General features: G+C 66.2%; 25 protein-coding genes and 1 riboswitch. Of the genes, 13 read left to right on the forward strand and 12 right to left on the reverse strand.

Annotation, left to right across the window (positions count from 1 at the left end):
- Nucleotides 1–165: 165 nt before the first annotated feature.
- The 9 genes from GDA49_12315 to GDA49_12355 all read right to left on the reverse strand — a co-directional run bounded on the left by GDA49_12315 (nucleotide 166) and on the right by GDA49_12355 (nucleotide 6,886).
- Complete coding sequence (locus GDA49_12315; protein MBC6441163.1) at nucleotides 166–750, reverse strand: Smr/MutS family protein; 585 nt, start codon at nucleotides 748–750, stop codon at nucleotides 166–168.
- 3 nt (nucleotides 751–753) lie between these two features.
- Nucleotides 754–1,095: a hypothetical protein gene (locus GDA49_12320; GenBank protein MBC6441164.1), complete on the reverse strand. Its 342-nt coding sequence runs from the start codon at nucleotides 1,093–1,095 to the stop codon at nucleotides 754–756.
- A gap of 19 nt (nucleotides 1,096–1,114) precedes the next feature.
- Nucleotides 1,115–1,501, reverse strand: coding sequence for a hypothetical protein (locus GDA49_12325; protein ID MBC6441165.1), 387 nt, complete (start codon nucleotides 1,499–1,501; stop codon nucleotides 1,115–1,117).
- An 81-nt stretch (nucleotides 1,502–1,582) separates the two neighbouring features.
- Nucleotides 1,583–2,176: a hypothetical protein gene (locus tag GDA49_12330; protein MBC6441166.1), complete on the reverse strand. Its 594-nt coding sequence runs from the start codon at nucleotides 2,174–2,176 to the stop codon at nucleotides 1,583–1,585.
- 18 nt (nucleotides 2,177–2,194) lie between these two features.
- Nucleotides 2,195–2,863, reverse strand: a complete 669-nt coding sequence (locus GDA49_12335; protein MBC6441167.1) for a lactate utilization protein — start codon at nucleotides 2,861–2,863, stop codon at nucleotides 2,195–2,197.
- Nucleotides 2,860–4,296 (reverse strand): iron-sulfur cluster-binding protein, encoded by a 1,437-nt coding sequence (locus tag GDA49_12340; GenBank protein MBC6441168.1) that lies wholly within the window; start codon nucleotides 4,294–4,296, stop codon nucleotides 2,860–2,862. Before GDA49_12340 ends, GDA49_12335 begins: the two co-directional genes overlap by 4 nt.
- A complete protein-coding gene (locus tag GDA49_12345; protein MBC6441169.1) occupies nucleotides 4,293–5,060 on the reverse strand; it encodes a (Fe-S)-binding protein in 768 nt (255 codons plus the stop codon). The genes GDA49_12340 and GDA49_12345 overlap by 4 nt, the downstream gene beginning before the upstream one ends.
- A 33-nt stretch (nucleotides 5,061–5,093) precedes the next feature.
- Nucleotides 5,094–6,233: an MltA domain-containing protein gene (locus GDA49_12350; protein ID MBC6441170.1), complete on the reverse strand. Its 1,140-nt coding sequence runs from the start codon at nucleotides 6,231–6,233 to the stop codon at nucleotides 5,094–5,096.
- Nucleotides 6,230–6,886, reverse strand: coding sequence for a Tim44/TimA family putative adaptor protein (locus tag GDA49_12355; protein MBC6441171.1), 657 nt, complete (start codon nucleotides 6,884–6,886; stop codon nucleotides 6,230–6,232). Before GDA49_12355 ends, GDA49_12350 begins: the two co-directional genes overlap by 4 nt.
- Before the next feature lie 167 nt (nucleotides 6,887–7,053).
- Here GDA49_12355 and GDA49_12360 point away from each other — a divergent pair, with 167 nt between their 5' ends.
- Both GDA49_12360 and secB read left to right on the forward strand, forming a co-directional pair.
- Nucleotides 7,054–7,524 carry an FxsA family protein gene (locus tag GDA49_12360; GenBank protein ID MBC6441172.1) on the forward strand — a complete coding sequence of 157 codons (471 nt, stop codon included), beginning with the start codon at nucleotides 7,054–7,056 and terminating at the stop codon, nucleotides 7,522–7,524.
- Between the two features lie 124 nt (nucleotides 7,525–7,648).
- The gene (gene secB, locus GDA49_12365) at nucleotides 7,649–8,161 is read left to right on the forward strand and encodes a protein-export chaperone SecB (protein ID MBC6441173.1); all 513 of its coding nucleotides are present in this window, start codon (nucleotides 7,649–7,651) and stop codon (nucleotides 8,159–8,161) included.
- Between the two features lie 225 nt (nucleotides 8,162–8,386).
- Here the strand turns inward: secB and GDA49_12370 are convergent, their stop codons facing one another.
- Nucleotides 8,387–9,418: a KpsF/GutQ family sugar-phosphate isomerase gene (locus GDA49_12370; protein ID MBC6441174.1), complete on the reverse strand. Its 1,032-nt coding sequence runs from the start codon at nucleotides 9,416–9,418 to the stop codon at nucleotides 8,387–8,389.
- Nucleotides 9,415–10,713: an O-antigen ligase family protein gene (locus GDA49_12375; protein ID MBC6441175.1), complete on the reverse strand. Its 1,299-nt coding sequence runs from the start codon at nucleotides 10,711–10,713 to the stop codon at nucleotides 9,415–9,417. Before GDA49_12375 ends, GDA49_12370 begins: the two co-directional genes overlap by 4 nt.
- A 151-nt stretch (nucleotides 10,714–10,864) precedes the next feature.
- Between GDA49_12375 and GDA49_12380 the strand changes: the two genes are divergently transcribed.
- The 7 genes from GDA49_12380 to GDA49_12410 all read left to right on the forward strand — a co-directional run bounded on the left by GDA49_12380 (nucleotide 10,865) and on the right by GDA49_12410 (nucleotide 18,432).
- Nucleotides 10,865–11,893 (forward strand): glycosyltransferase family 4 protein, encoded by a 1,029-nt coding sequence (locus tag GDA49_12380; GenBank protein ID MBC6441176.1) that lies wholly within the window; start codon nucleotides 10,865–10,867, stop codon nucleotides 11,891–11,893.
- On the forward strand, nucleotides 11,893–13,773 hold the full coding sequence (locus GDA49_12385; GenBank protein MBC6441177.1) for a polysaccharide biosynthesis protein: 1,881 nt from the start codon (nucleotides 11,893–11,895) through the stop codon (nucleotides 13,771–13,773). Before GDA49_12380 ends, GDA49_12385 begins: the two co-directional genes overlap by 1 nt.
- 50 nt (nucleotides 13,774–13,823) lie before the next feature.
- A complete protein-coding gene (locus GDA49_12390) occupies nucleotides 13,824–14,453 on the forward strand; it encodes a winged helix-turn-helix transcriptional regulator (protein ID MBC6441178.1) in 630 nt (209 codons plus the stop codon).
- 110 nt (nucleotides 14,454–14,563) lie between these two features.
- Nucleotides 14,564–14,792: riboswitch (cobalamin riboswitch) on the forward strand.
- A gap of 137 nt (nucleotides 14,793–14,929) precedes the next feature.
- Nucleotides 14,930–15,751: an ABC transporter ATP-binding protein gene (locus GDA49_12395; protein MBC6441179.1), complete on the forward strand. Its 822-nt coding sequence runs from the start codon at nucleotides 14,930–14,932 to the stop codon at nucleotides 15,749–15,751.
- Nucleotides 15,752–15,765: 14 nt separating this feature from the next.
- Nucleotides 15,766–16,713: an ABC transporter substrate-binding protein gene (locus GDA49_12400; GenBank protein MBC6441180.1), complete on the forward strand. Its 948-nt coding sequence runs from the start codon at nucleotides 15,766–15,768 to the stop codon at nucleotides 16,711–16,713.
- Between the two features lie 5 nt (nucleotides 16,714–16,718).
- Complete coding sequence (locus GDA49_12405; protein MBC6441181.1) at nucleotides 16,719–17,738, forward strand: iron ABC transporter permease; 1,020 nt, start codon at nucleotides 16,719–16,721, stop codon at nucleotides 17,736–17,738.
- 79 nt (nucleotides 17,739–17,817) lie between these two features.
- Nucleotides 17,818–18,432, forward strand: a complete 615-nt coding sequence (locus tag GDA49_12410) for an outer membrane lipoprotein carrier protein LolA (protein MBC6441182.1) — start codon at nucleotides 17,818–17,820, stop codon at nucleotides 18,430–18,432.
- Here the strand turns inward: GDA49_12410 and GDA49_12415 are convergent.
- Complete coding sequence (locus GDA49_12415; protein ID MBC6441183.1) at nucleotides 18,416–19,174, reverse strand: type 1 glutamine amidotransferase; 759 nt, start codon at nucleotides 19,172–19,174, stop codon at nucleotides 18,416–18,418. The genes GDA49_12410 and GDA49_12415 overlap by 17 nt on opposite strands.
- 344 nt (nucleotides 19,175–19,518) lie before the next feature.
- Between GDA49_12415 and GDA49_12420 the strand changes: the two genes are divergently transcribed.
- From GDA49_12420 to GDA49_12435, 4 genes are all read left to right on the forward strand, one after another.
- On the forward strand, nucleotides 19,519–19,689 hold the full coding sequence (locus tag GDA49_12420) for a DUF1127 domain-containing protein (protein MBC6441184.1): 171 nt from the start codon (nucleotides 19,519–19,521) through the stop codon (nucleotides 19,687–19,689).
- A 42-nt stretch (nucleotides 19,690–19,731) separates the two neighbouring features.
- Nucleotides 19,732–20,622, forward strand: a complete 891-nt coding sequence (locus GDA49_12425) for a phosphoribosylaminoimidazolesuccinocarboxamide synthase (protein ID MBC6441185.1) — start codon at nucleotides 19,732–19,734, stop codon at nucleotides 20,620–20,622.
- 196 nt (nucleotides 20,623–20,818) lie between these two features.
- Nucleotides 20,819–22,195: a type III glutamate--ammonia ligase gene (glnT, locus tag GDA49_12430; protein ID MBC6441186.1), complete on the forward strand. Its 1,377-nt coding sequence runs from the start codon at nucleotides 20,819–20,821 to the stop codon at nucleotides 22,193–22,195.
- A gap of 93 nt (nucleotides 22,196–22,288) precedes the next feature.
- Nucleotides 22,289–23,590, forward strand: a complete 1,302-nt coding sequence (locus GDA49_12435; protein MBC6441187.1) for an ammonium transporter — start codon at nucleotides 22,289–22,291, stop codon at nucleotides 23,588–23,590.
- Nucleotides 23,591–23,619: the final 29 nt, after the last annotated feature.

The following is a 23,619-nucleotide window of genomic DNA, read 5'->3' on the forward strand; positions in this document are numbered from 1 at the left end:
GGGATCGGGAGAGGGCAGAGGTGAGGGTCGATCAGCGTACATCGCGGTGCCAGCGGGTCCAACTCAGGGCGGCAACCCTCACCCGGCTGCGGCTATGGTTCGGCTGCTTCTCGCCAAGCCTTCGCTGCCCTCTAGCCACAGGAAAGAGGGATCGCCGATCGGCTGTCATCGCGATTTCTTGAGCAGGACGTAGAACGCGCCTTCGCCGCCGTGCCAAGGCTGGGCGGGCGAGACGGCGAGCACGCGGCTACGGTTGGACGGCGCGTTTAGCCAGCGCGGCAGCTGGGCGCGCAGCACGCCGGTGCACTCCTCGAGCGGGGCCTTCTGGCCCTTGCCGGTGATCACCAAGACGCAGCGGCAGCCCCGGCCGTGGGCTCGGGCAATGAAGTCGTCGAGCGCGGCATGGGCCTCCTGCTGGCGCATGCCGTGGAAGTCAATGCGGGCGTCGATCGTCATCTGGCCGCGGCGGAAGCGCTGCGCCTGGCGTTTGTCGACGTTGTGCACCTCGCCGAGTACGATCTCGCCGCGGACGTTCGCCGTGCGCGGGCGGTGCGGTGCCGACGGTGTGGTGCCGTGGTGCGGCTTGTCGTCGAGCAGGGAGGGCGTGTCGCCCTCGGCGTCGAGCACGTCGGATGGCGCCGGCCGTTCGGGCCGCTCGCGTCCGGGCAAGGGATCGACCGACTGGGTCACGCGCTGCCAGAGCCTGGCGTCCTCGTCGTCGAGCGGCGACTGGTCCTTGCCCTGGGACACGCCTTACTCCGCCGGGATCGGCGCTGCGGGAACCGGTACGCCGAGCGCGCAGGCGAGGAGCCGCTGGAACTCCCAGATGGTGCGTTCCTTCTCGCCCAGCCGGCCGGAGACGACGTGGTCGGACTTCAGGGAGCGGGCGATCGATTCGAGGATCGTGCGGTCTTCCATGTTGACCCGGTCGAAAGTCTCCTTGATCTCCACCCGCATGGCGGCGCGCTCCTGACCCTCTTCGGGCCACAATGGCGCGGCGATGGTGCCGCCCCAGAGCACGCGCACGCGCACGCGGTCCGGTCCGTCGGGCTGGAGCGACATCCAGAAGCCGCGGTTGAGCGAGGCCGAGACCACGTGGCTCGGGTCGGCGGCATCAACGGGAAGCGGGCGCGTGTGTCGTCGTCGGTGTCGGTCCAGATCTTCTCCTGCAGGCGGCTGGTGTCCATCCAGTGGATGTTCCAGCCTGCCTCGCCCGGTTCGCACCAGACCCCTGGGTCGGGGTGAACGGCTGCAGCGTGTGTTTGTGGCTCGAGAACAGGTGATAGCTCTCGGTGAAGTTCTCGGCGAGGGACTTCCAGTTGCAGTCCCAGACCTCGTCGGTGCGACCGACGCAGACCCGGTCGGACTTGAAGAGATGCTTGATCTCGCGGGCCGTGAAGGCGGCGCCGTTGTAGACACCGGACGGCAGCGTCGTTGCCTGCTCGAACGGCAAGGCGACGGTTCGCCCGAGATCGGCGAGCAGATGATCGAGGTCTGACATGCGTCGTTTTCTGCAGTCGGGACGAGGATGAGAACCAGCAATTAAATCAAGAGTGCCGTCGGGGGAAGTCGTTATCGACCCTTACGCCAGGATTGCGAGTCCGCCGCCGGCGACCAGTCCGGGAATCAGCAGCAGGCACCAGCGGAGCCGCAGGCGTTCACCGGCAGGTTCGTTCTGCCACATACGTTTCGCCGCGCGAACCTCGGGTCCGCAGAGATGATCGGGCCAGGACATCGCTGTGATCCCTCTCAAGACTGACCGAGACACGCCAAGTCCGCGCCGAAGAAACGCGCCGAGGCAATCCAGATCGACCAGGCCAGATAGGCTAGGCCAGATCGGCCAGGCAAGCAGCAATCCGTCGTCCAGAGCCTGCCGCCAACCGCGAACAAGGGCCAGCCTGTAGGCCAGCGGCGTTGTGACAAGAGGCACGACAAGGCCGGGGATTCCGAAGATGCTGCTGGCGGCAATCGGAAGCCAGAACGCCAAGGCTGAAACGGCAAGGCACAGGGCCAGTTCCCAGAGGGGCTTCGCCAGAAACGCCACCAGCCAGGCGAAGACCGCCGACCGGAACAAAAACCGATCCAGCCAGGGCTGGGCTTCGAACTGGCCCTCCGATTGCGAGCAAATCGGGAAACCAGGCGCAAGCGCGACAATCGGAAAGGGGATCAGGATCAATCCGACTTCGAGCGTTGATCAATCATCCCGCACCACCACGATGTGGAGGTAGCGGGGGCCGTGGACGCCGGTCTGCACGGTCAGTTCGATGTCGCCCGTGCGGCTGATGCCGGTGACCATGTTGACGGTGCGGGGCACGGGGCCGCGAGCGCGGATGCGGTCCCAGACGTCCTCGCAGGACCCGGTGATCTCGGATTCCCGCACGATGGCGATGTGGATCTCGGGCAGGAAGTTCATGGTGGCGGGGCTGTCGCCGCCGGATGCCATGACCAGTGTGCCGGTCTCGGCGACGGCGCCGAAGGCGCGGTTGATGCCGATGCGGTCGGCGTCCCGCGGCGCGCGCTTGTGGACGGTCATGGTGCCCGCGGCCCAGTCCATCGCATCGAGATCGGGGTGCGGCGCGATGGCGGCTTCGGCGGGCAGGTTGCGGCCCCTGAGGTAGTCGGCCACGGCTTCGGGCACATCCTCGGCGATCGCCACGAAGCTGACGGTGGCATCGACCTGCTGTGCCTTCTCGACGAAGAGGTCGATCAGAGCGGCCCGGTCGAGGTCGATGCGGGCGGGCTGGAGATGGCGGCTCCGGCCCTTGAGCCGCGCTGTGACCGTGGCGCGCGCCTGCGTTTCGGTGCCCTCGGATCGCGCAATGCCGTGGCGGATGCGGCCGAGGATGGCGTCGCGTGCGCTCATGCCCATGTTCCGGGCCGCTCACCCTTCTTCCAGCGTGTCTGGAAGCTGGTGCCCTGGGGTGCCGCGAGATCGCGGTCCCGGGTCCAGGCGCCGGCGCCCGGCAGGCTGGCGAACCGCCCCCGCTTCCCGGCGCGCCCGGCCAGAACGCACATCGCGAGATTCGTCGCCCAGCGATAGAGGCCGGGACGTTTGGCAAAGGCCGCCCAGAGCGAGAGGCCGTTGCGCGCTGCCGCCGGTGCCCGACCCGACCGGGCCTCCTCCTCGCGCAGGTGGCGCAGCATCTTCGGGATCGGGATGCGCATGGGGCAGACCGCCTCGCAGCGGCCGCAGAGCGACGACGCGTTGGGCAGGTGGTTGGTCTCGGCCAGGCCCGCGAGCGCGGGCGTCAGGACCGCGCCGACGGGGCCGGAGTAGGTCGAGCCGTAGGCGTGACCGCCGACCTTGCCGTAGACAGGGCAGGCGTTGAGACAGCAGCCGCAGCGGATACAGCGCAGGATCTCCTCGGTCGGCGAACCCAGCAGCGCCGAACGCCCGTTGTCGACCAGCACGACATGGAAGGCCTCGGGTCCGTCGATGTCGCCGGGCCGCCGGGTCCCTGCCGAAAACGACGTGTAGGACGACATCTCCTGGCCAGTGCCCGAGCGCGCCAGGATGCGCATGATCGAGGTCGCGTCCTCGAGCGAGGGCACGACCTTCTCGATCCCCGCCACGACGAGATGGACCCGGGGCAGGAGCTGGGTGAGATCGCCGTTGCCCTCGTTCGTCACAATCACGGTCTGGCCGGTCTCGGCGATCAGGAAGTTGGCGCCAGTGATGCCGACATCGGCCTTGAGGAAGCGCTGGCGCAGCACGGCACGGGCATCGGCCAGCAGGCCATCGACGTCGTCAGGCCCGCGGTCGGCCAGATCGGGGTGGTGATCGTTGAAGAGTTCCGCGACCTGCTGGCGGTTCTTGTGGATTGCGGGCGCGATGATGTGGCTGGGCGGCTCGCCGGCAAGCTGGATGATGTATTCGCCGAGATCGGTCTCGACCGGTGTGATGCCGTTGGCTTCGAGATAGGCGTTGAGGCCGATCTCCTCGCCCACCATGGTCTTGCCCTTGGTCACGGTCTTCGCGTTTTCGGCCCTGCAGATCGCCAGCACCAGATTGCGCGCCTCGGCATCGTCGCGTGCCCAGTGGACGTGACCGCCGGAAGCCTCGACAGCGTTCTCGAAGGCCTCGAGGTAGAGGTCGAGGTGTTCGAGCGTGTGAGTCTTGATGCCGACCGCGATGTCGCGCAGGTCGTCGAACTCGGGCAGCGACTCCCGGGCATTGGCGCGCCGCTGCAGGAAGTTGCCCTTCAGCTTGACGAGATTGTCCTGCAGCACCTCGTCTTCGAGCGCTTTCGCCGCTTGCTGCTTGAACCGGCTGCTGGTGAGCTGATGCAGGGTCATCGGCCGGGTTCTGCGATGGCCGGTGTTTCGAGGTCGCCGGCCAGCACCTCGGCGATGTGCCGGACCTCGACCCTGGAGCCGCGGCGCTTGAGGGTTCCCACGATGTTGAGCAGGCAGCCGAGGTCGGCGGCGAGCGCGAGGTCGGCGCCGGTTTCCTCCAGGCGGTCGGCCTTGTCGCGCGCCATGGCCGCTGAGATGTCGGGATACTTGGCGGCGAAGGTGCCGCCGAAGCCGCAACAGATGTCCCGGTCGGTTGCTTCGGCAAGCGTCAGGCCCTCGACCGACGCGAGCAGAGCGCGCGGCTGCTCGCGCGTGCCGGTCTCTCGCAGACAGGAGCAGGAGTCGTGGATTGTCACTGTGGCGTCGCAGCGCGCGTCGACCGTGGTCATGCCGGCGACCTCCACGAGATAGCGGGTCAGCTCCCAGGTGCGCCCGGCGAGATCGGCGGCGCGGGCTTCATCCTCGGTGCCGGCGAAGAGTTCAGGATAGTGCCTGATCACCATGCCGGCGCACGAGCCCGAGGGGGCGACCACATGGTCGTAGCCCTCGAAGGCGTCCAGCATGGTGCGGGCGATCGCCATGGCGTGGTCCCGTTCGCCGGAGTTGTAGGCCGGCTGGCCGCAGCACGACTGAAGCGGCACCTCGACCGTGCAGCCGGCATCCTCGAGCAGCTTCACCGTGGCGAATCCGACCGTCGGCCGAAAGAGATCGACCAGGCAGGTCACGAGAAGCGCCACGCGGGGCGATGAAACGGGTTCGGTCATGGGTTCCGACAACGGCGAGGCAGCCGCAGACTGTTACGGATCGAGCGAGGCCACAAGATTGCTACCGATCAGGTTGGGCAGCAGGACATAGTACTGCCCTTCGCCCTTCATGTGGCCGGCGAGCCATTCGGCCTCGGCCCCGGGGCCGAAGAAGATGTCGCCACGCACCGGTCCGGTGATCGCGCCACCGGTATCCTGGGCCACCATCAACCGGTTCCAGGCGCGCCCGCCGGGCAGGGTCGTCGAGAGCCAGACCGGGACGCCATAGGCCAGGAACCGGTCGTCCACGGCCAGGCTGCGGCCCGGTGTCAGCGGCACGCCCTGGGCGCCCAGCGGGCCGGGCCCGTCGAGCTCGTGGAAGAAGATGTAGCTCGCGTTGGTCCACATGACCCCGTTGGCCTGATCGGGATTGGCCCGGAGCCAGTCGCGGATCGACTGCAGCGAGATGTCCTCGCGCGCGATCTCCTCGCGTGCGATCAGCTCGCGACCGATGGCGTAGTAGGCATGGCCGTTCTGCCCGGCGTAGCCGACGCGCACCTCGCTGCCGTCGGGCAGGCTCACGCGTCCCGAGCCCTGGATGTGCAGGAAAAACGCGGTGATCGGGTCGTCGACCCAGAAGATCTCAAGCCCCAGGCCCTCGAGCGCGCCCTCGTCGATCGCCTGCCGGTCCGGCAGGTTCGATGCCATCGCCGGTGGGGCATAGAGCGGATAGAAATAGATCGCGCTGCGGGTGCGCGAGCCGTTCAGCAGCGGTTCGTAGTAGCCGGTGAAGAGGCCCCGCTCCTCGCCATTGTCGGTGGCGAGCCATGGCCGGAACCAGTCCTCGAAGAAGAAGCGCGCGAACTGCGGGTCGACGCCGCGCGCGGTACGGCAGATCTCCTGCCAGTCACCGGCGGCACCCATGCCGGGCGATCCCGAGAGCGGTCCCGTCGGATTGCGGTTCTCGATCGCGTCACACGAGATCAGGAAGGCTTCGAGCGCCGCGCCATGGTCGTCGAACGGCCAGTCGGGGATACGTTCGAAGGAGGCCTGCTGCAGAATCAGGTCAGGCGATTGTGGCGGCGGCTCAGCAATATCGCGCGCCGGGGGTGGCGTATCCCTGCCGGTACAGGCCGAAAGAAACGCGGCCAGCGCAAGCGCTGCGGAAAGGCGCACCCATCCGGCCACGATCAGTTCGGACTGCGTGTGGCGACAAGCTGCCAGTTGGGATCGCGCGAATGGGTGTCGCGCGCGAAGGTCCAGATATCAACGACCTCGACCGGATGGGTCGGATCGCCCGCGACGATACGTTCTTCGCTGTCCTTGACGATGTCGGTCTGGTCGCTCTCGAAGCGTATCGTGATATGCGCTTCGCGGCCCTTCATCTCGGCTTCGATCGGTTCGCACTTGTTGATGGCGACAAGCTCCATCATGCGCGTGGTGTCGCCGACGTCGCGCTCTTCGACGGCCCGTGTGAAGCTGCGATAGACACCACTGTCGAGGTAGGTCCTGACCCTCTCGAGTTCGCCCTTGTGGTAGGCGTCGATGATCATCTCGAAGGCCGAGCGGGCACCGGCGAGGAACTGCTCGAGATCGAAATTGCGGTCGGCCAGCTGAATCTGGGTGACGCCTGCCTTGAGCGGGGCGTCGAGGCCAGCCACAAGGTCCTCCGACTCGTCGCCGGGTCGCAGCGGCACGACCTTCTCATCATCGGCGGCGTCGGCACCGGAATCCGGCAGAGGAGAGCTAGGCGGCTGCTCATGGCCGGTACGACGGCCCAGCACATTGAAGAGCTTGAAGAAGATAACGCCTGCAAGAACGGCGAAGAAGAGGGTTTCAATGCTCACGGAGGCCGCTTTCAATCCTGCGTTCAGTTGGGCCGGAGAGGCTCTGGATCCACGTTCCCGAACCGCTACCGGATGAGCCTAGAGCAGTTTCGGTCCGGAGGGAATCGCTGGCACGGTGCCGGTACCGTGCCAATATAGAGATGGCATCTTCTGCGGTGCCATCAACCATGCCCATTCTGCTTCTTTCGCTGTTTCTCGGCGTACCCCTCATCGAGGTCTACCTCTTCATTGAGCTCGGCAGCCTCATCGGCGCGCTCTGGACCGTGCTGTTGTGCGTCGCGACCGCGGTGACCGGTGCGGCACTGGTGCGCCATCAGGGTCGTGCCGTGACGATAAGCGCGCAGGAGGCCATGCGCGCGGGCCGCATGCCCGCGGTCGAGGCCTTCGACGGCATCTGCATTCTCGCCGCCGGCATGATGCTTCTGACCCCCGGCTTCTTCACGGATACGGGCGGATTGCTGCTCCTGATGCCGCCGGTTCGGCACATGTTGCGGCACTTTGCGGCACGCCATGTCGAGACTGTCGAGGTCAGGATGCGGGCCGGTCCCGGCGGGCCGGTGATGGACGGCGAGTGGGAGGTCGTGAACGACCCGGCCCAACCCCGCAACGATCCCCGTCTGCGCGGTCCGGGCGCGTGAACCCGATCGGCGACGCCGACGCCATGGCGATCATACGCCATTGCAAGTCCCTGGGTGCGGTTGTTCCCGCCCCGCTCCCATGCTAGCCAACGTCGGAATTTCCGCCCTTCGTGGAGTAGACACCATGGCCGACGAGATCCCGGACGCAGCGGCTCCCGCAGCACCTGCGGCCGGCGCAGCGGTCCAGCCCAAGCTGATGCTGCACAGCCAGTTCCTTCAGGACCTGTCGTTCGAGAACCCGCAGGGTGCCAAGAGCTTCTCGCGCGCCGATATCAAACCCCAGGTTCAGGTCAACCTGAACGTCGACTCGCGCAAGCTGGGCGAGACGCTCCACGAGGTTTCGCTCAAAATCACGGCGAACGCGACGCATGAGAACGAGGCCTGCTTCCTCGTCGAACTCGACTATCGCGGCGTCTTCTCGCTCACCGGCGCCGATGAGACGGTTCTCTCGCAGGTGCTGCTGATCGAAGGTCCGCGCAACATCTTCCCGTTCGCCCGCCGCATCATCGCCGATACCGTGCGTGACGGCGGTTTTCCGCCGCTCATGCTCGAGCCGGTCGACTTTGTCACGCTCTACCGCAGCCACGCCCGGCGCACCCCGGCCGAGGGTGGCGCCGAGGCCGTACCGGCGACCTAGGACCTATCCCGTTCAGCCTATCCTGTTCAGATTGAATCAATCTGAACGGGTGACGATGCTCCGAGTCTTTGGATGCGGAGCGGATTCACGCACTAGAGCGCTTCGACACGGTCCGCGCCCACCTGGACACGGACGGTGCGATCCATCAGGGACAACAGAATCGCGACGTGGGCCTCGTCCCGGGATATGGTCTGGACGACGTACCAGCGTTTCATGGCACCGGGTTCAGGCGGTCCCGTCGGGCAGGCGGTCGCTGCGCACCGCGACATCGAGATCGCGCGCGAGGATTTCGTGCATGTGAACCGCGCCCGCGAAACCGCCCGCGTCGTCGCTGCACAGCAGGAAGGTGAAGCGATTGGCTTCCATCAGGCGCAGGGCGTCGAGCATCAGGGCATCGGCGGCGATGGCCTTCGGATGGGCCGTCATCATCTGACCGGCGGTCTGATCCGCGAAACCCTCGCGATCGGCAAGCGCGCGTCGGATGTCGCCTTCGGAGATCGCGCCGACCCTGTCGATCGCGACGCCATGGCCGGGTTCGTCATCGGACACAAGCGCGAAGCCGCGGGCACCGGCGGTGATCGCCTCGATCACCGTCCAGATCGAATCGGTCGGTTTCAGCCAGGGCAGGCGGCCGGCCGGAGTCATGACCTCGCTCACCTTCATCAGCTTGCGCCCCAGGAGTCCGCTGGGGTGGAACAGGCGGAACTCCTCCGGCGAGAAGCCACGGATGTTGAGGCTGGCGATCATCAGCGCATCGCAGATCGAGAGCGTGGTGGTCGACGATGAGGTCGGCGCAAGCTGGTGCAGGCCGGCCTCGGCTTCGACCAGGGTCTCGATCACCCAGTCGCTCGCACCGGCAAGAAGACAGTCGCGGAATGCGGTGATCGTGACGATCTTCGCCCCGAAATCGCGCAGGGTGGGTGCCAGAATGCGCAGTTCGTCGGTGCTGCCCGAGTGTGACAGCAACACCGCAAGCGTGGCGTCGTGGGCCTGGCCGAGATCGCCGTGAAGCGCTTCCTGCGGATGCATGAAGGTGGCGCGGTGTCCGGTCGAGACCAGGCTCGCGACAAACTTGGTGCCGATATGTCCGGACTTGCCGACACCGATCACGACCGTGCGGCTTCCGGGCTCGGCGAGGGCTGCAGCGGTTGCGAGAAAATCGTCGCCCAGACCGCCTGCCGCCCGTGACAGGCAGTCCGCGCCGTCGCGCAGAACCTCGCGTGCGGCGGCCAGCGGTTCCTTGCGCATCGCGCTCATGATGTCTTCGGCTCCCGCAGGACCGACGATACGAGTCCGGGCGGCAATGCCGCGATCACTGGCGGCAGCAACAGGACATAGGTCGCCTGCCACCACAGCGACCAAAAGGAATAACTCAAAAGGGAGGCAAACCAGAACGCGACCGAAAGGCCCAGCAGCGCGGCACCGGCTGCGTCCTGGCGTCGGAGCGCCCGCAGCCCGCCCGCCAGCAGCAGAACAAGCGTGGCCGCCATCGCCGCGAATCCGACAGCGCCGGTCTCGACAAGAACCTCGATCGCGGCATTGTGGGGGTGGGACGGCAGGATCTCGGCGGTGGACCCTTCAACGATCTGTGTCGCGCCGTCGACGGTGGGCAGCATGTTGATGCCGAGGCCGAACAGCGGGTTGTCACCGAACTGCGACAGCGCGAAGGCCCAGATCGCCTGGCGGTGGGCGTCGATCAGCCAGAGCGGCAGGCCGAGCACGGGCTCGATCTGGTTGTTCCGGACGCTGTCGAGCATGACCGCGACAATCAGCACCGCGGGTATGCAGGCGACTGCCAGGAGCCCCTTGAGCCCGAGCTGGCGCCAGGCAAGCCAGGCGCCCATGACGCCGAGGCCCAGGCCGCCGGCACCGAGGCCCGAGCGATTGTTGAGCGTGAAGAGCAGCGCGACCGCAAGGACCTGGAAGACGATCGCGGCCAGACGCCAGGGACCACCCCGGGGAACGCCTTCGCGCCAGCCGGCCCACAGCACCACCGGCATCATGCAGGCCACCGCCGTGCCGTAATGCTTCAGAACCCCTGCGGCAATGTTGTGCACGTGGAGGTCGTCGCCATAGCCGCGCAGGGAGGCAAAGAGCTCGGGCGTGACCAGGACGGCGACGAGGCCCAGCGCCACGCAGACACAGCCCCCGGCCACCAGAGCGCGATGGACCAGCCGGTTGAGATCGGGTCGTTCCCGCAGAATGACGCCGAAGACCGTGGCCAGCATCAGAAGCGCGACCATGCGCAGCCAGATCCTTGCCGATTCCGCGATGTCGGGTGACGCGAAGACCGCGACGAGCCAGATGGCAAGGGTCAGCCACACCGCACGGCCCAGGCTGGTCCTGAAGGCGCCGTTGATGCCGCCGATCAGCCGGGCGCGAGGCAGGGCGAAGGCAAGGCCGGCAAGGGCCAGAACGGCGACGACGGCCAGGGTCGCCCGCCCGGCCACGATCAGCGGGACCGCCACACCGAGGGCGACCGCACCCGCGACCGCGGCGTTGCCGCGCCAGTGGCGTCCGTGCGCCGTATCGTTCCGTCCATTTCCTGCCATCATCGTTCCCGCCATTGCCGTGGCTTAACCCATATCGTGCTCCACCGGAACCGCTCTGCCCCCGGCGAGTCCACGGTGCCGGGCCGGACATGGGGTGCCGGGAATCCCCGGGTTGTGGCCGCCATGGCCCATTCCGCTCTATAAGCGCGCCATGCTGATGGTCACGCTGGTCGCCGCACCCCTGACGGGCTTCGCCACCTGGGCGCTCTCGCGCATGGTTCTGGAGCTGCTGGTTTCGGGTAATGTCATGGACCGGCCCAACGAACGCTCCAGCCACGACCGGCCGGTGCCGCGTGGCGGCGGCATCGCCCTGATGGGCATGGTGATCCCGAGCTGGCTCTTCCTGGCCGTGCTGACCCACACCTTCGGCCAGGTCTGGCCGGTGATTGCGGCGGCCACCGTTCTGGCGGTGCTGTCCTTCGTCGACGATCTGCGCAACCTCCCTGCGATGCCCCGGTTCGCGGCCCATGTCGCAGCGGTTGTCCTAGGCCTTTTGCTGCTGCCTGACAACGCCCTGCTGTTCGACGGTATGCTCCCGCTCTGGGCCGACAGGATCGTTGTCGGCCTCGCGTGGCTATGGTTCATCAATCTCTTCAACTTCATGGACGGTATCGACGGCATCACAGGCGTCGAGACGATCACCATCGCGGGCGGACTGGCCGTTGCCATCGTGATCGTTGTCGCCGGCGCTGGCGGCGACTGGTCGCGTGCACCGCTGGCAGCCGTCATGGCCGGGGCCGCAGCAGGGTTCCTGGTGCTGAACTGGCATCCGGCGCGGCTCTTCCTGGGTGACGTCGGCAGCGTGCCGCTGGGCTATCTCCTCGGCTGGCTGCTGGTCTGGACGGCCTGTGTCCGGGGCCTGTGGTGGCTGGCGCTGCTGCTGCCGCTAACGTATTGGGCCGACGCCACCACGACGCTTCTGTGGCGCACCGCGAAGGGCGACAGGATCTGGCGCGCCCATCGCAGCCATGCCTACCAGGCCGCGGTTCAGGCGGGCGCTCGTCATGACACGGTCTCTTGCGTGATCGCGGCCGTGAACGCAGGGCTGGTCGCTCTTGCCCTTCTGGCACTGGTGGACCTTGTCCCCGTCTGGCTGGCGCTCGGTGCCGGTGCGGTCCTGACGGGGCTGCTCTTGTGGTACCTTCGGTCCGGGCTGGGCAGGCAGGACGGTTCTTCCTGATGTCGCGGATGTCGCGATCGCACCTCACCGCGTTGCATGACGTCGTCATGGCGGCGCTGTCGTTCGTCCTGGCACTTTACCTGCGACTGGGCAGCAGCGTCTGGACGCAGGCGTCGGGTTATCTCTTCGAAGGTGCGGTCATCTTCGCCCTGATTGCGGGCATGGTGTTCCTGCGCTCGGGCGTCTATCGCGGCGTCTGGCGTTATGCGTCGCTGCCCGATGTCTTTGCGCTCGCACGCGCCTCGGCGCTGACGGTGCTCGTGTTCCTGGCCGTGATCTTCCTGTGGTCGCGCGTTCAGGACTATCCCCGCTCGTCGCTGGTCATCAACTGGTTCACGCTGATGGCGCTCGTCGGCGGCCCACGGATGCTCTACCGCATCGTCAAGGACGGCGGGCTCATGCACGTCCTGGAGCGCGCCAATCCCAAGGCCATTCCGGTCGCAATCCTGGGTGCCGACGACGAGGCCGAGCAGTTCGCGCGCGCGATGATCCGCGACCGCGATGCGCCCTATGCGGTGGTCGGCATGATCGATCCCACGGGCCGCCGCACCGGCCAGCACATCCGCAGCGTTCCGGTTCATGACGGCTCCGACGGTCTCGATCGCCCGCTCGATGCGATCCGCCGCAGCGGCCCCCGGCCCCACCGCCTCGTGCTGACCAGCGACAACACCCTGCCCGACCGGGTTCGCGAGGCACTCAAGGCGGTCGAACACCACGGCATGACGCTCTCGCGTATAGGCCGTCTGACCGATTTCAGCGACGGTGTCGCCGGTGCCGGCGATGTCCGTCCCGTCGCGGTCGAGGACTTGCTCGGGCGCGCCCAGGCGTCCGTGGACCGGGACTCCATCTCGGCGCTGGTGGCGGGCCAGCGCATCCTGGTGACGGGTGCGGGTGGCACGATCGGCGGTGAGCTCGTGCGTCAGATCGCGGCGTTGGAACCGGCCCACCTGACGCTCGTTGAACTCTCCGAGGTCGCGCTCTACGAGATCGACATGGAGATGCAGCGGCGTTTTCCCGGTGTCTCGCGGCGCGCCATGCTGCGCGACATCCGCGATCGCAACCGGCTCGACCGCGCGTTCGAGCAGGAACGGCCCGACATCGTCTTCCATGCCGCCGCGCTCAAGCATGTGCCGCTGGCCGAGGCAAACCCCAACGAATGTGTCCTGACCAATGTCGGCGGCACCATGAATCTGGCCGGCGCCTGCCGCGCCGCCAGTGTCGAGGCCATGGTGCTGATCTCGACCGACAAGGCGGTTCACCCCTCCGGCGTGATGGGCGCGACCAAGCGCCTGGCCGAGCTCTACATCCAGGCGCTTGGCACGGTCGGCAACGGTACCCGCTTCGCGGCCGTGCGCTTCGGCAACGTGCTGGGTTCGACCGGATCGGTCGTGCCGCTCTTCCAGAAGCAGCTCGCCGAGGGCGGGCCGCTGACCGTGACCCATCCCGACATGACGCGCTTCATGATGACCGTGCGCGAGGCGGTCGAGCTGGTGCTGCAGGCAAGCGCGCTGGGCGGCGAATCCGGTGATCTCTTCGTGCTCGACATGGGCGAACCCGTGCGCATCCAGGACCTGGCGCGCCAGATGATCCGCCTCGCCGGCAAGGTGCCCGATGAGGAGATCGAGGTTGTCTTCACCGGCATCCGGCCGGGCGAGAAGATGCACGAGGAACTGGTCTACGGCGGCGAGGCCCTGACGCCCACGGCGCGCGATGGCATCCGGGTGGCGCGCGGGCGCGAAGCGCCGTCGCCCGATCTGGTCGAACAGCTCGCCGCGCTGGTCGCGCACGCCCGCGCCGGCGATGCCGCCGCGACGCCCGACATGATCCGCACTATCGTGCCGACCTGCCGCGCACCCGATGCCGCCGCGGCGGACTCTTGACACCGGCGTTCGAAATGTGAACAAACACCGCATCGCTCAGGAGACATACGGTGTCGACCCGGCGCGAAGCCACCGAAGAGCAGGTGATTCGCCAGATTCTGGACCGGATCGAGGAAGACGACGAGATCAGCCAGCGCGACCTGGCCGACGAACTCGGCGGCGCGCTCGGCATGGTCAATGCCTACATGAAACGCTGCGTGCGCACGGGCCTGATCAAGATCCAGCAGGCCCCCCGGCGACGCTACAAGTACTACCTGACACCCCGGGGTTTCGCCGAGAAGAGCCGGCTGACGGCCCGGTATCTGCGTGACAGCTTCGGCGCCCTGCGCCGGGGCCTCTCCAGCTTCGACCGGCTTTATGCCGATCTCGAGGAGAACGGGGTCAGGCGCATCGTTCTGTGCGGCGACGACGAGATGCTTGAGATGGGTATCCTCAGTGCGCTCTCGACCGGGATCGAGGTCGTTGCGGTCTGCAATCCTCTGGGCGAAAGCCACGAGGTGCGCGGTGTCCCGGCCGCCGATCCCGCAAACCTGCCGGAGGCGGATCGCTGGGTCCTGGCCGTGCTGAAGAACGGCGGCGAGGCGCTCGACGCCCTGCGCGAGGTGGTCGACGACCGACAGATCGCCATGCCCGATGTGCTGCGGCTCTCGCTGCTGCGCGGCGGGAACCAGCGCGCCTGATCGGCACCCGTGCGCCCGCGCCGAAAAAGCGTGGCTCCTCGCAAGAAGCGCGCCAATCCCGAAAATTCAAACCGAGACACGACCGCCTCTTGACAGTTCTGGCGCATGACTCATAGCTTCGCCGCGATGGTTCCCCGCACGGGCTGGACTGGAGAGCCCGGGGATTGAAGAGGGAACAGGGAACGGATCGACCCTGACGGGGATCCCGAGCCCTGGCTGCGCCCCGCAACTGTGAGCGGCGAGCCGAACGTCGATCTGCGCCACTGGGAAACCGGGAAGGCGAGGCGTTCCGGCAACGACCTGCGAGCCAGGAGACCTGCCATCCTTTCATCACCCGACCGGACGGGGTGTTCCGGTTGACCGTGGGCCGGTTGGCCATGGTTAGGAGTCTCGGTGTCCAGTCGCTCGGTTGTTCAGGATCGGTATGCGCATGGCGGGCCTGTTGTCCGCAGGGTCTCGGGCCTGTGGGCCCGGCGATGACGGACGGGCTGCGCATCGATGTCGAAGACGTAAGCTGGGGCCCGCGCGACACCGGCAATCTGGTGCTGGAAGCAACGCTGGTACTCGAACCGGGCGCACGGCTGGCGATCATCGGCCCCAACGGTGCCGGCAAGTCCTCCCTGCTTCGGCTGATCGGCGGACGTCACCGGCCGTGCAAGGGACGAGTCCTTCTCGACGGCCGACCGACCGCTTCCATGACCCCGGTGGATCTGGCGCGCGAGGTGGCGGTCCTTTCCCAGACCGACTTGCCCGACCATCGGCTGGCCGTTGCCCAGTATGTCGCGCTCGGCCGGATCCCCCACCATGGCCGGGTCGGTCGCCACGCGCACGCTGACGCCGTTGCCGATGCCATCGATGCGGTTGGCTTGACCGGTTTCGGGTCCCGTACGTTGGGATCGCTCTCGGGCGGCGAGCGTCAGCGAGCCGCGGTGGCCCGTGCGCTCGCGCAGGAGCCCCGCCTGCTCCTGCTCGACGAGCCGACAAATCATCTCGACCCTCGTGCCCGTGCCGATGTTCTGGACATCGTCGGGGAGTGCGGTGCCACGGTGGTTGCGGTGCTGCACGACCTGCCCCTCGTCGCGCCCTTCGCCGACCGGGTCGCCGTCATGCACCAGAGCCGCGTCGTGACCTTTGGCACGCCCGATAGAGCGCTCGCGCCTGCCGTGATCCACGATGTCTTCCGGCTTGATGTCGTGCGTTGTGTGCACCCCACGCACAAGCGCGACGTGCTGGTCTTCGAGCGTCCCGAAAGCGGGGTGCCCGAAAGCTCAGCGGTATCCCGGCACTCCATGATCTGACGGAGTTTCATTCCATGCGTCTGCCTGCCTGTTTGTGTCTTGCCGTGTTTGCCTGCTGCCAGGCCATGGCCGAGCCGGTCACCATCGAGAACTGCGGCCGGGAGCTGGTGTTCGACGCGCCGCCCGAGCGTGCGGTCATTGCCGATCTCAACATGACCGAGATGGCCTTCGCGCTCGGCCTGCAGCCCAGCATGGTCGGCGTCACCGGTCTCACGGGCTGGTACAAGGTGAGCCCGGAGTTCATGGACGAGCTGGGCGACATTCCCGAGCTCGCGCCGAAGTATCCCTCGCTCGAGAACCTGCTGGCAGCCGAACCCGATTTCTTCATGAGCGGCTGGTACTACGGCATGGAGCCCGGTGGCGAGGTGACACCCGACACGTTGGAACCCTACGGGGTGACGACGTTTGTGCTCACCGAGAGTTGCATCCACGTCGACGACGACCGGCCCGTGGCATCGATGGACCTGCTCTATGACGACATGATCGCGCTGGGCCTGATCTTCGACCGCAGCGATGAGGCCGAAGCGCTGGTCGCCGACTGGCGCCGCCGCATCGACGCGATTGCCGAGGCCACGGCGGGCCGCGAGCCCCTTCGCGTGTTCCTCTACGACTCCGGCGAGGAACGCCCCTTCACCTCGGGCCGCTATGCCATTCCCAACGCCATGATCGGGGCCGCCGGCGGCGTGAACGTGATGGCCGACATGGACACCAGCTGGGGCCGCACCTCGTGGGAGACCGTAGCCGTGCGCGATCCCGAATTCCTGATCCTGCTGGATTACGAGGACGACGCCGGCTATCTGGCCCGGCTCGACTTCCTCAAGCAGCATCCGGCCATGAGTCAGACCCGGGCGGTGATCAACGAGCGCTTCGTGCCGCTGCGTTATGCCGAACTGACACCCGGACCGGCCAACGTCGAAGCGATCGAGAAGCTGGCCCGCGCGATGTATCCTGACGCCTTCTAGGTGCGGTGTCGACAACGGGTCGATGGCTGGTCGGCGGCATCGGAACGGTTCTCGTTCTGGTGCTGTCGGCCGCCTCGATCGCGTACGGTGCGACCGTCCTCACCATCGATCAGGTCGGCACCGCACTTCTTCAGGCGGTGTTCGGCGCACCGGACGGGGATGCCGTCGCCACGCCGGTGCACTGGATTGTGGTCGACCTGCGGCTGCCGCGCACGCTGCTTGCCATCATGGTCGGTGCGGGGCTCGCCATGGTCGGTGTGCTGCTGCAAAGCGCCACGCGCAACGACCTCGCCGATCCCTTTCTCTTCGGCCTCTCCTCAGGTGCCGCGGCGGGTGCGGTGCTGGTGATTACCACGCTCGGCAACCAGCTCGGCGTCTGGACCCTGCCGATCGCGGCATTCTGCGGCGGTCTGATTTCCGCTGTCACGGTGCTGATACTGGTCTCGCGCAACGGGGGGCAGGGGCCGGAGAAGCTGGTGCTGGCAGGACTTGCCGTCTCGTTCCTTTTCGCGGCGGCGACGAACTCCATGGTCTTCGCCGGCGACCAGCGCGCCGCTCATACGATCCTCTTCTGGTCGCTCGGCGGCCTCGGTCTCGCCAGCTGGGAGAACCTGCCCTTCGCACTCGGCGGTCTCGTCGTGCTCGCTCTCTTCGTCATGCTGCGCCACCGCCAGCTCGATGCCCTGCTCGCCGGCGAGGAGACCGCCTTCAGCCTGGGCGTGGACGCCGAGCGCATGCGCCGTGAGATCTTCCTGGTCGCAGCCTTCGCCACCGCCAGCTTCGTCGCGCTGGCCGGTGTGATCGGCTTTGTCGGGCTCATGGTGCCCCATATGGCGCGCGCGGTCGTTGGCGTGCGCCACGGCATCCTGATGGCTGCCAGCGCACTCGTCGGCGCCTGTCTCCTGCTCGGCAGCGATCTCGCCAGCCGCCTCCTGCTCACCCCCCAGGAACTCCCTGTCGGCATCATCACCGCTTCCTGCGGCGCGTTCTTCGTCATCGCGCTGCTCTTCCGCAAGCCGGGATGATGGTGCAGAAACGCGGAGAATGTCGCCATAGCCGCAGTGCGGCACCATATGTTCTTCGACGTTATCGAGGAGAGAGCGAATGACGCTCACCCGTCGCACCTTCGGCCTCTCGTCGGCTGCCGCAGCCCTGCTGCCGGTCGTGGCTCATGCGCTGATCGAGGACCGGGCGGTCGTGATCGCTCAGGTCGAGAACTACCTCAACGGCATCACGACGATGGATTCGCATTTCGTGCAGCTCAATCCCGATGGCACCAGCTCTTCGGGCACCTTCCAGATGAAGCGACCGCACTTTGCGCGCATTGCCTATGACGAGCCCGAGACGGTGCTGATCGCCCGCGGCCAGAAGTATCTCTTCTGGGATGCGGAAATTGGTCAGTTCTACGAGGGGCCCGTCAGCGCATCGCCGGCGAGTGTCCTGCTGCATCCCGACATCAAACTCGAGGAGGCCGCCAACGTCGTCGATATCCGGCGCGACAAGGATTACCTCATGATCACGCTGGTGCCGTCGGACGAACCGGGTGCCGGTCTTCTGACGCTGGCCTTCGAGGAAGACCCGATGAACCTGCGCCACTGGTTCGTGCGCGACGCGCAGAGCCATGTCACCCGCGTCACCCTGGTCGACATCATCTATGGCACCGATCTCGACGACGCGCTCTTCGACCTCGACCACAGGGACATCATCCGGCCAGACTGATGCCGAAGGCGTCAGTTGTTCGGTTCGTCAGCCTCAGGCGCCGGGCCTCGACCAGGTCCAGCCAACGGCCCGAGATGGTTGCGCAGAACTCCAGCGAGCCCGCTTCGTTCTCGGCGAAATCCCTGGGCCAGTTGGCGTGATACTCGGGCGAGGTGTCGTAGAGGTACTGGTCGATGTTGGTCAGCCATTCCTTCCAGAGTTCGGTCGAACACTCGATGTGGCACTGAAAGCCGTAGCTCGCGCCCATGCGATAGGCCTGGTTGGCACAATCGGTGCCGGTCATCAGGTGAACGGCACCGGGCGGAATGTCGAAAGTGTCTTCGTGGAACTGCACCAGCCTGGTCGGCGCGATGCCCGCGAGCACGGGATCGGTTGCGGCGGCTTCGGTCGGGCTGAGCTCAATGAAGCCCAGCTCGGTCCAGCCCTGCTTGCGGACCCGGGCGTCAAGCGCGCGGGCCAGAATCTGGCTGCCCAGGCAGACGCCCAGAACCGGCTTGCCCAAGTCGTGAAACGCACGGGCGAGCGTCACGGCGGCGGCGAGATAGGGGTAGCCGGCGTCGTCCTCGGCATACTGGGGGCCGCCCAGCATGACCAGCCCGTCCCAGCCGTCGGTGCTGTCGGGGATCTGATCGCCCTCCTCAATGCGGCGATAGTCGGCAAAGGCGCCGCGCGCGTCGAAGGTCCTGGCGATTTCGCCCAGGTGGCAGGTGGGCCAGAACTCAAGGGTCAGGATACGGGCCATGGCGCTCTCCGACGAGACGATGCGGGACACTGGCAAGAAGCTGTTGATCGCGCAAGCCATGCAATCTGTGCAGGGCTCAGATGCAGGCATGTCAATTGTTCACGGCAGCGCCCGCCACCAAATCAATCCGTGTCGGAGGCGCTGTCGCCTCCTCCCTTGACGACGACGGCTCTGGAGCCCCCTGTACGCGCATCGCGCGACAGCCACGCCGCCTTGGCGCCTCCGACACCCTGGTTTGTATTCCCACGCCCCCTGCCGGATGTGCCGCGCCATGCGTTCGCGCGCCGACTTGAATCGGGCAGACCGGGATCGCCAGGACAACACCAAGACGAAGGTATGGAACAATGCTGACGAATCTGATCGACGATATCCGCGCCTGGCACCGCCGTGTTCGCACCGAGCGCGAGCTGAGCCACCTGGACCCGCATCTGCGGGCCGACATCGGTCTGCCGCCGTTCGGCAAGCCCGTCCGGACGAGCCGGAAGCTCTTCAACGAGCGCCACGGCCGCTCCTGAACCATTGACAACGGGGGCCATGGCCCGCCACAGAGCGCGGCCATGGACACCCCGCTTCTCAAGACCATCCCGTTGGCGGCGCGCGGCAAGGTCCGCGACGTCTACGATCTCGGCGACTGCCTGCTTCTGATCGCGTCCGACCGCATCAGCGCGTTCGACGTGGTGATGCCCACACCGATTCCCGACAAGGGACGGCTGTTGAACCAGCTTTCGCTCTTCTGGTTCGATATGCTGGGTCATATCGCCCCCAACCATATCCTGACGACCGACCTCTCCGGCCTTGATCTCGAGCCCGACGAACGGGCCTGGCTTGAGGGTCGCGCCGTGATCGTGAAGAAGGCGACCGTGATGCCGGTCGAGTGCATCGTGCGCGGCTATGTCATCGGCAGCGGCTGGAAGGAGTATCAGGCGACCGGTGCGATCTCGGGCATCACGCTGCCCGAAGGCCTCCGGCTGGCCGAAAGGCTGCCCGAACCGATCTTCACGCCCTCGACCAAGGCGGAGCGGTGCGACCACGACGAGACCATCACCTTCGACCGGATGATCGACACGGTCGGCGTGGCGCACGCCGAACGGGCACGCGACGTGACCCTGGCGCTCTATACGGAAGCCGCCACCTATGCCGCCGAACGCGGCATCATCCTGGCCGACACCAAGTTCGAGCTGGGGCTGGTCGACGGTGCGCTGATCCTGGTTGACGAATGCCTGACATCCGACAGCTCGCGCTACTGGCCGGCCGCTCAGTATGCGGTCGGCATGTCGCCGCCCAGCTTCGACAAGCAGTTCGTCCGCGATTGGCTCGAAACCCTGCCCGACTGGGACAAGACGCCACCCGGCCCGGCATTGCCGGACGAGATCGTCGCCAGGACCCGCGCCCGCTATGTCGAGGCCTTCGAGCGGCTGACCGGATGTGTCTTTGACGCCTCGGCCTGAAAGCACGTCGCATCCATATCCCATGGCGTAACCCATGACGTTACGTCATCCTTGTTGACACACGTCCGCTCGCGACGACATGGTTGACGACATCGTTCATTCTGATGAATGATCGTTCATTCCGGTGAATGCGCCAGAGAGCGCGGTACGCGAAGTGGGTTTGTGTCGTTGCCGGGGCGGAAAGGTGTCTGGGGGTATGAGGAAGACCGGGAACCCGTCGATCAGGTCTGATCTCGCGGCGCTCAGGGAGAGTCTGATCTCCGGCGGCGTGCGCTTCCTGTTGCCGTCATACGTCGATATGCACGGCGTCTCGAAATCGAAGATGGTACCGATCGAGCACTTTGATCGCGCCATGGCGGGTTCGGAACTCTGCACCGGCGCGGCGCTTGACGGCGTCCCGCAGTCGATTCATGACGACGAAGTCGCAGCCCATCCCGATCCCGGGTCCTGCACGATCCAGCCCTGGATGCCGGAGGTCGCGTGGTTCGCGAGCGACCTTCATTGCAAGGGCAAACCCTTCGAGGCCTGCAGCCGCAACATCCTGAACCGTGTGATCGCAAGCGCGAACGGTCATGGCTTCGGCATGAATCTCGGCGTCGAAGCCGAGTTTTTTGTCTTTCGGGACGATCCCGGGACCGACGGCTGCCAGCCCATGAGTCCGCGGCACAATCTCGACAAGCCGGCCTACGACGCCGCGCGCCTGCTCGACAACGCGCCATGGATCGGCGAGCTCGTCACGGCCATGAACGATCTCGGCTGGGACGTCTATTCCTTCGACCATGAGGACGGCATCGGCCAGTTCGAGATCGATTTCTCCTATTCCGATGTCCTGACCACGGCCGACCGGTTCGTCTTCTTCCGCCGCCTGGCCAATGAGATCGCCCGCAAGCACGGCGGTTATGCGAGCTTCATGCCCAAACCCATGGGCCATTACGCAGGCAGCGGCGCACACTACAACATATCTCTCTTCGATGCTGCGCGTGGCACCAATCTGTTCGAGGACAACAACGATCCGCGCGGCTGCGGCCTTTCGGCGCTGGGCTACAGGTTCATCGCCGGCCTGTTGCACCACATGCCGACCATCTCGGCGGTCGTCGCGCCCACGGTCAACAGCTACAAGCGCCTGATCCTGAAGGGCAGCAACTCCGGCTTCACCTGGGCACCGGTGTTCTGCAGCTACGGCGACAACAACCGCACCAACACAGTGCGCATCCCGCTGGGCGGCGGCAGGGTCGAGCTGCGGCTCGCCGATTCGTCATGCAATCCCTATCTCGGGGCCGCGATGGTTCTGGCCGCAGGGCTCGAGGGCATCGAGCAGGAGCGCGACCCGGGTGCGCCGCACACCGAAAACCTCTACATCAAATCCGACGAGGAACTGCGCGCGCTGGGCGTCACCATGCTGCCGCGCACGCTGGGCGAGGCGCTCGACGCCTTTGCGGCAAGCGATCTTGCCCGCGCCACGTTCGGCGCGGACATGTTCGAGGCCTGGCTCGCCTACAAGCGGGACGAATGGCTGTGTTACCTCAATCATGTGAGCGACTGGGAGCGTGCACGCTATCTGAAGTTCTTCTGAGGCGGTATCGTTCCCGCCTTTTCGTCAGCCCGGACAACACAACAAACACCGGGATCAACCAACGCCTAAAGCTGAATTGGAGGCTAGTTCACGATGACACCTGAAGAGCTGCAATCGGCCATAGAATGGTCGACGCGAATCAACCTGGAAATCTACTACTGGTGGGCCGTCGGTCTGATGATTGCGATCCACGCGGGTTTCCTGATGTACGAGATGGGCGCGTCACGCGTGAAGAACACGCTGGCGTCGGGCTGCAAGAACATCCTTGCCTTCGCCTTCATCATTCCGACGATGTTCATGTTCGGTTGGTGGGTCTATCTCGCCTTCCCGTTCGGCATCATCCCCAACCTCGAGTACGGCCTCTATGGTGAGCCGTGGAACGAGGCCATGGGCCCGAACCTGGGCGACAACGCCAGCGGTGTGTTCTGGGCGGCCTTCACCCTGTTCTCGGCGACGACCGCCTCGATCATGTCGGGCGCGGTGATCGAGCGCATCCGGATGGGCGCCTTCATCATCCTCGCGGTGGTCCTGGGATCGTTCGTCTGGCTGGTCGCGGCCTCCTGGGGCTGGCACCCGGAAGGCTGGCTCGTCACGGGCTTCGGTTATCACGACGTCGGCGCGGCCGGCGTGGTCCACATGATCTCCGGCTTCTTCGCGCTCGGTGTGCTGATCAATCTCGGTCCGCGCATCGGCAAGTTCGGACCCAACGGCGAGATCAACAATCTGCAGGGCCACAGCACGCCGATGACCATCGCCGGCCTGATGGTGATCATCATCGGTTTCTTCGGCTTCCTCGGCGCCTGCCTGCTCTACAACGGCACGGGCCAGTGGGTGAACATCTATGGCGGTCCCACAACGCTTTCGTCGTTTGCATTCAACACGCTCATGGGCTTTGCCGGCGGCATCATCGGTGCCTATGCGGTGACCCGTGATCCGTTCTGGATGATGTCGGGTGCGCTGGGCGGCATCTTCGCCGCTGCTGCCGGTCTCGATCTCTACTACCCGCCGGTGGCCTTCGGTCTCGGCTTCCTGGGTGGTGTGATCATCCCCTATGGTCAGCGCTTCCTGGAAAGCCGCGGCATTGACGATGCGGTCGGCGCCGTTTCGGTGCACGGCTTCTGCGGCATCCTGGGCGTCATGGCCTGCGGCGTTCTCCTGCACGGCTATCCGCCGGTCAGCGAGAGCATTCCGGGCATCACGATCCAGGGCCAGGCGATCGGTTGCGTCGTCATGTTCCTGCTTGGCTTCCTGCCCGGCTACGTGGTGTCGTGGATCCTCAAGATGTTCGGCATTCTCCGCGCCAGCGACGAGCTCCAGGAGCTTGGCATGGACATGGAGATTCCCTCGCCGGCCTATCCCGAGGAAATCACCTCCAGGATGCACTGGCACGGCTGACGCCGGTCTGAACCCCGAACCCAAACGAC

This window comes from Rhodospirillales bacterium (assembly GCA_014323865.1).
Classification (GTDB): domain Bacteria; phylum Pseudomonadota; class Alphaproteobacteria; order SP197; family SP197; genus SP197.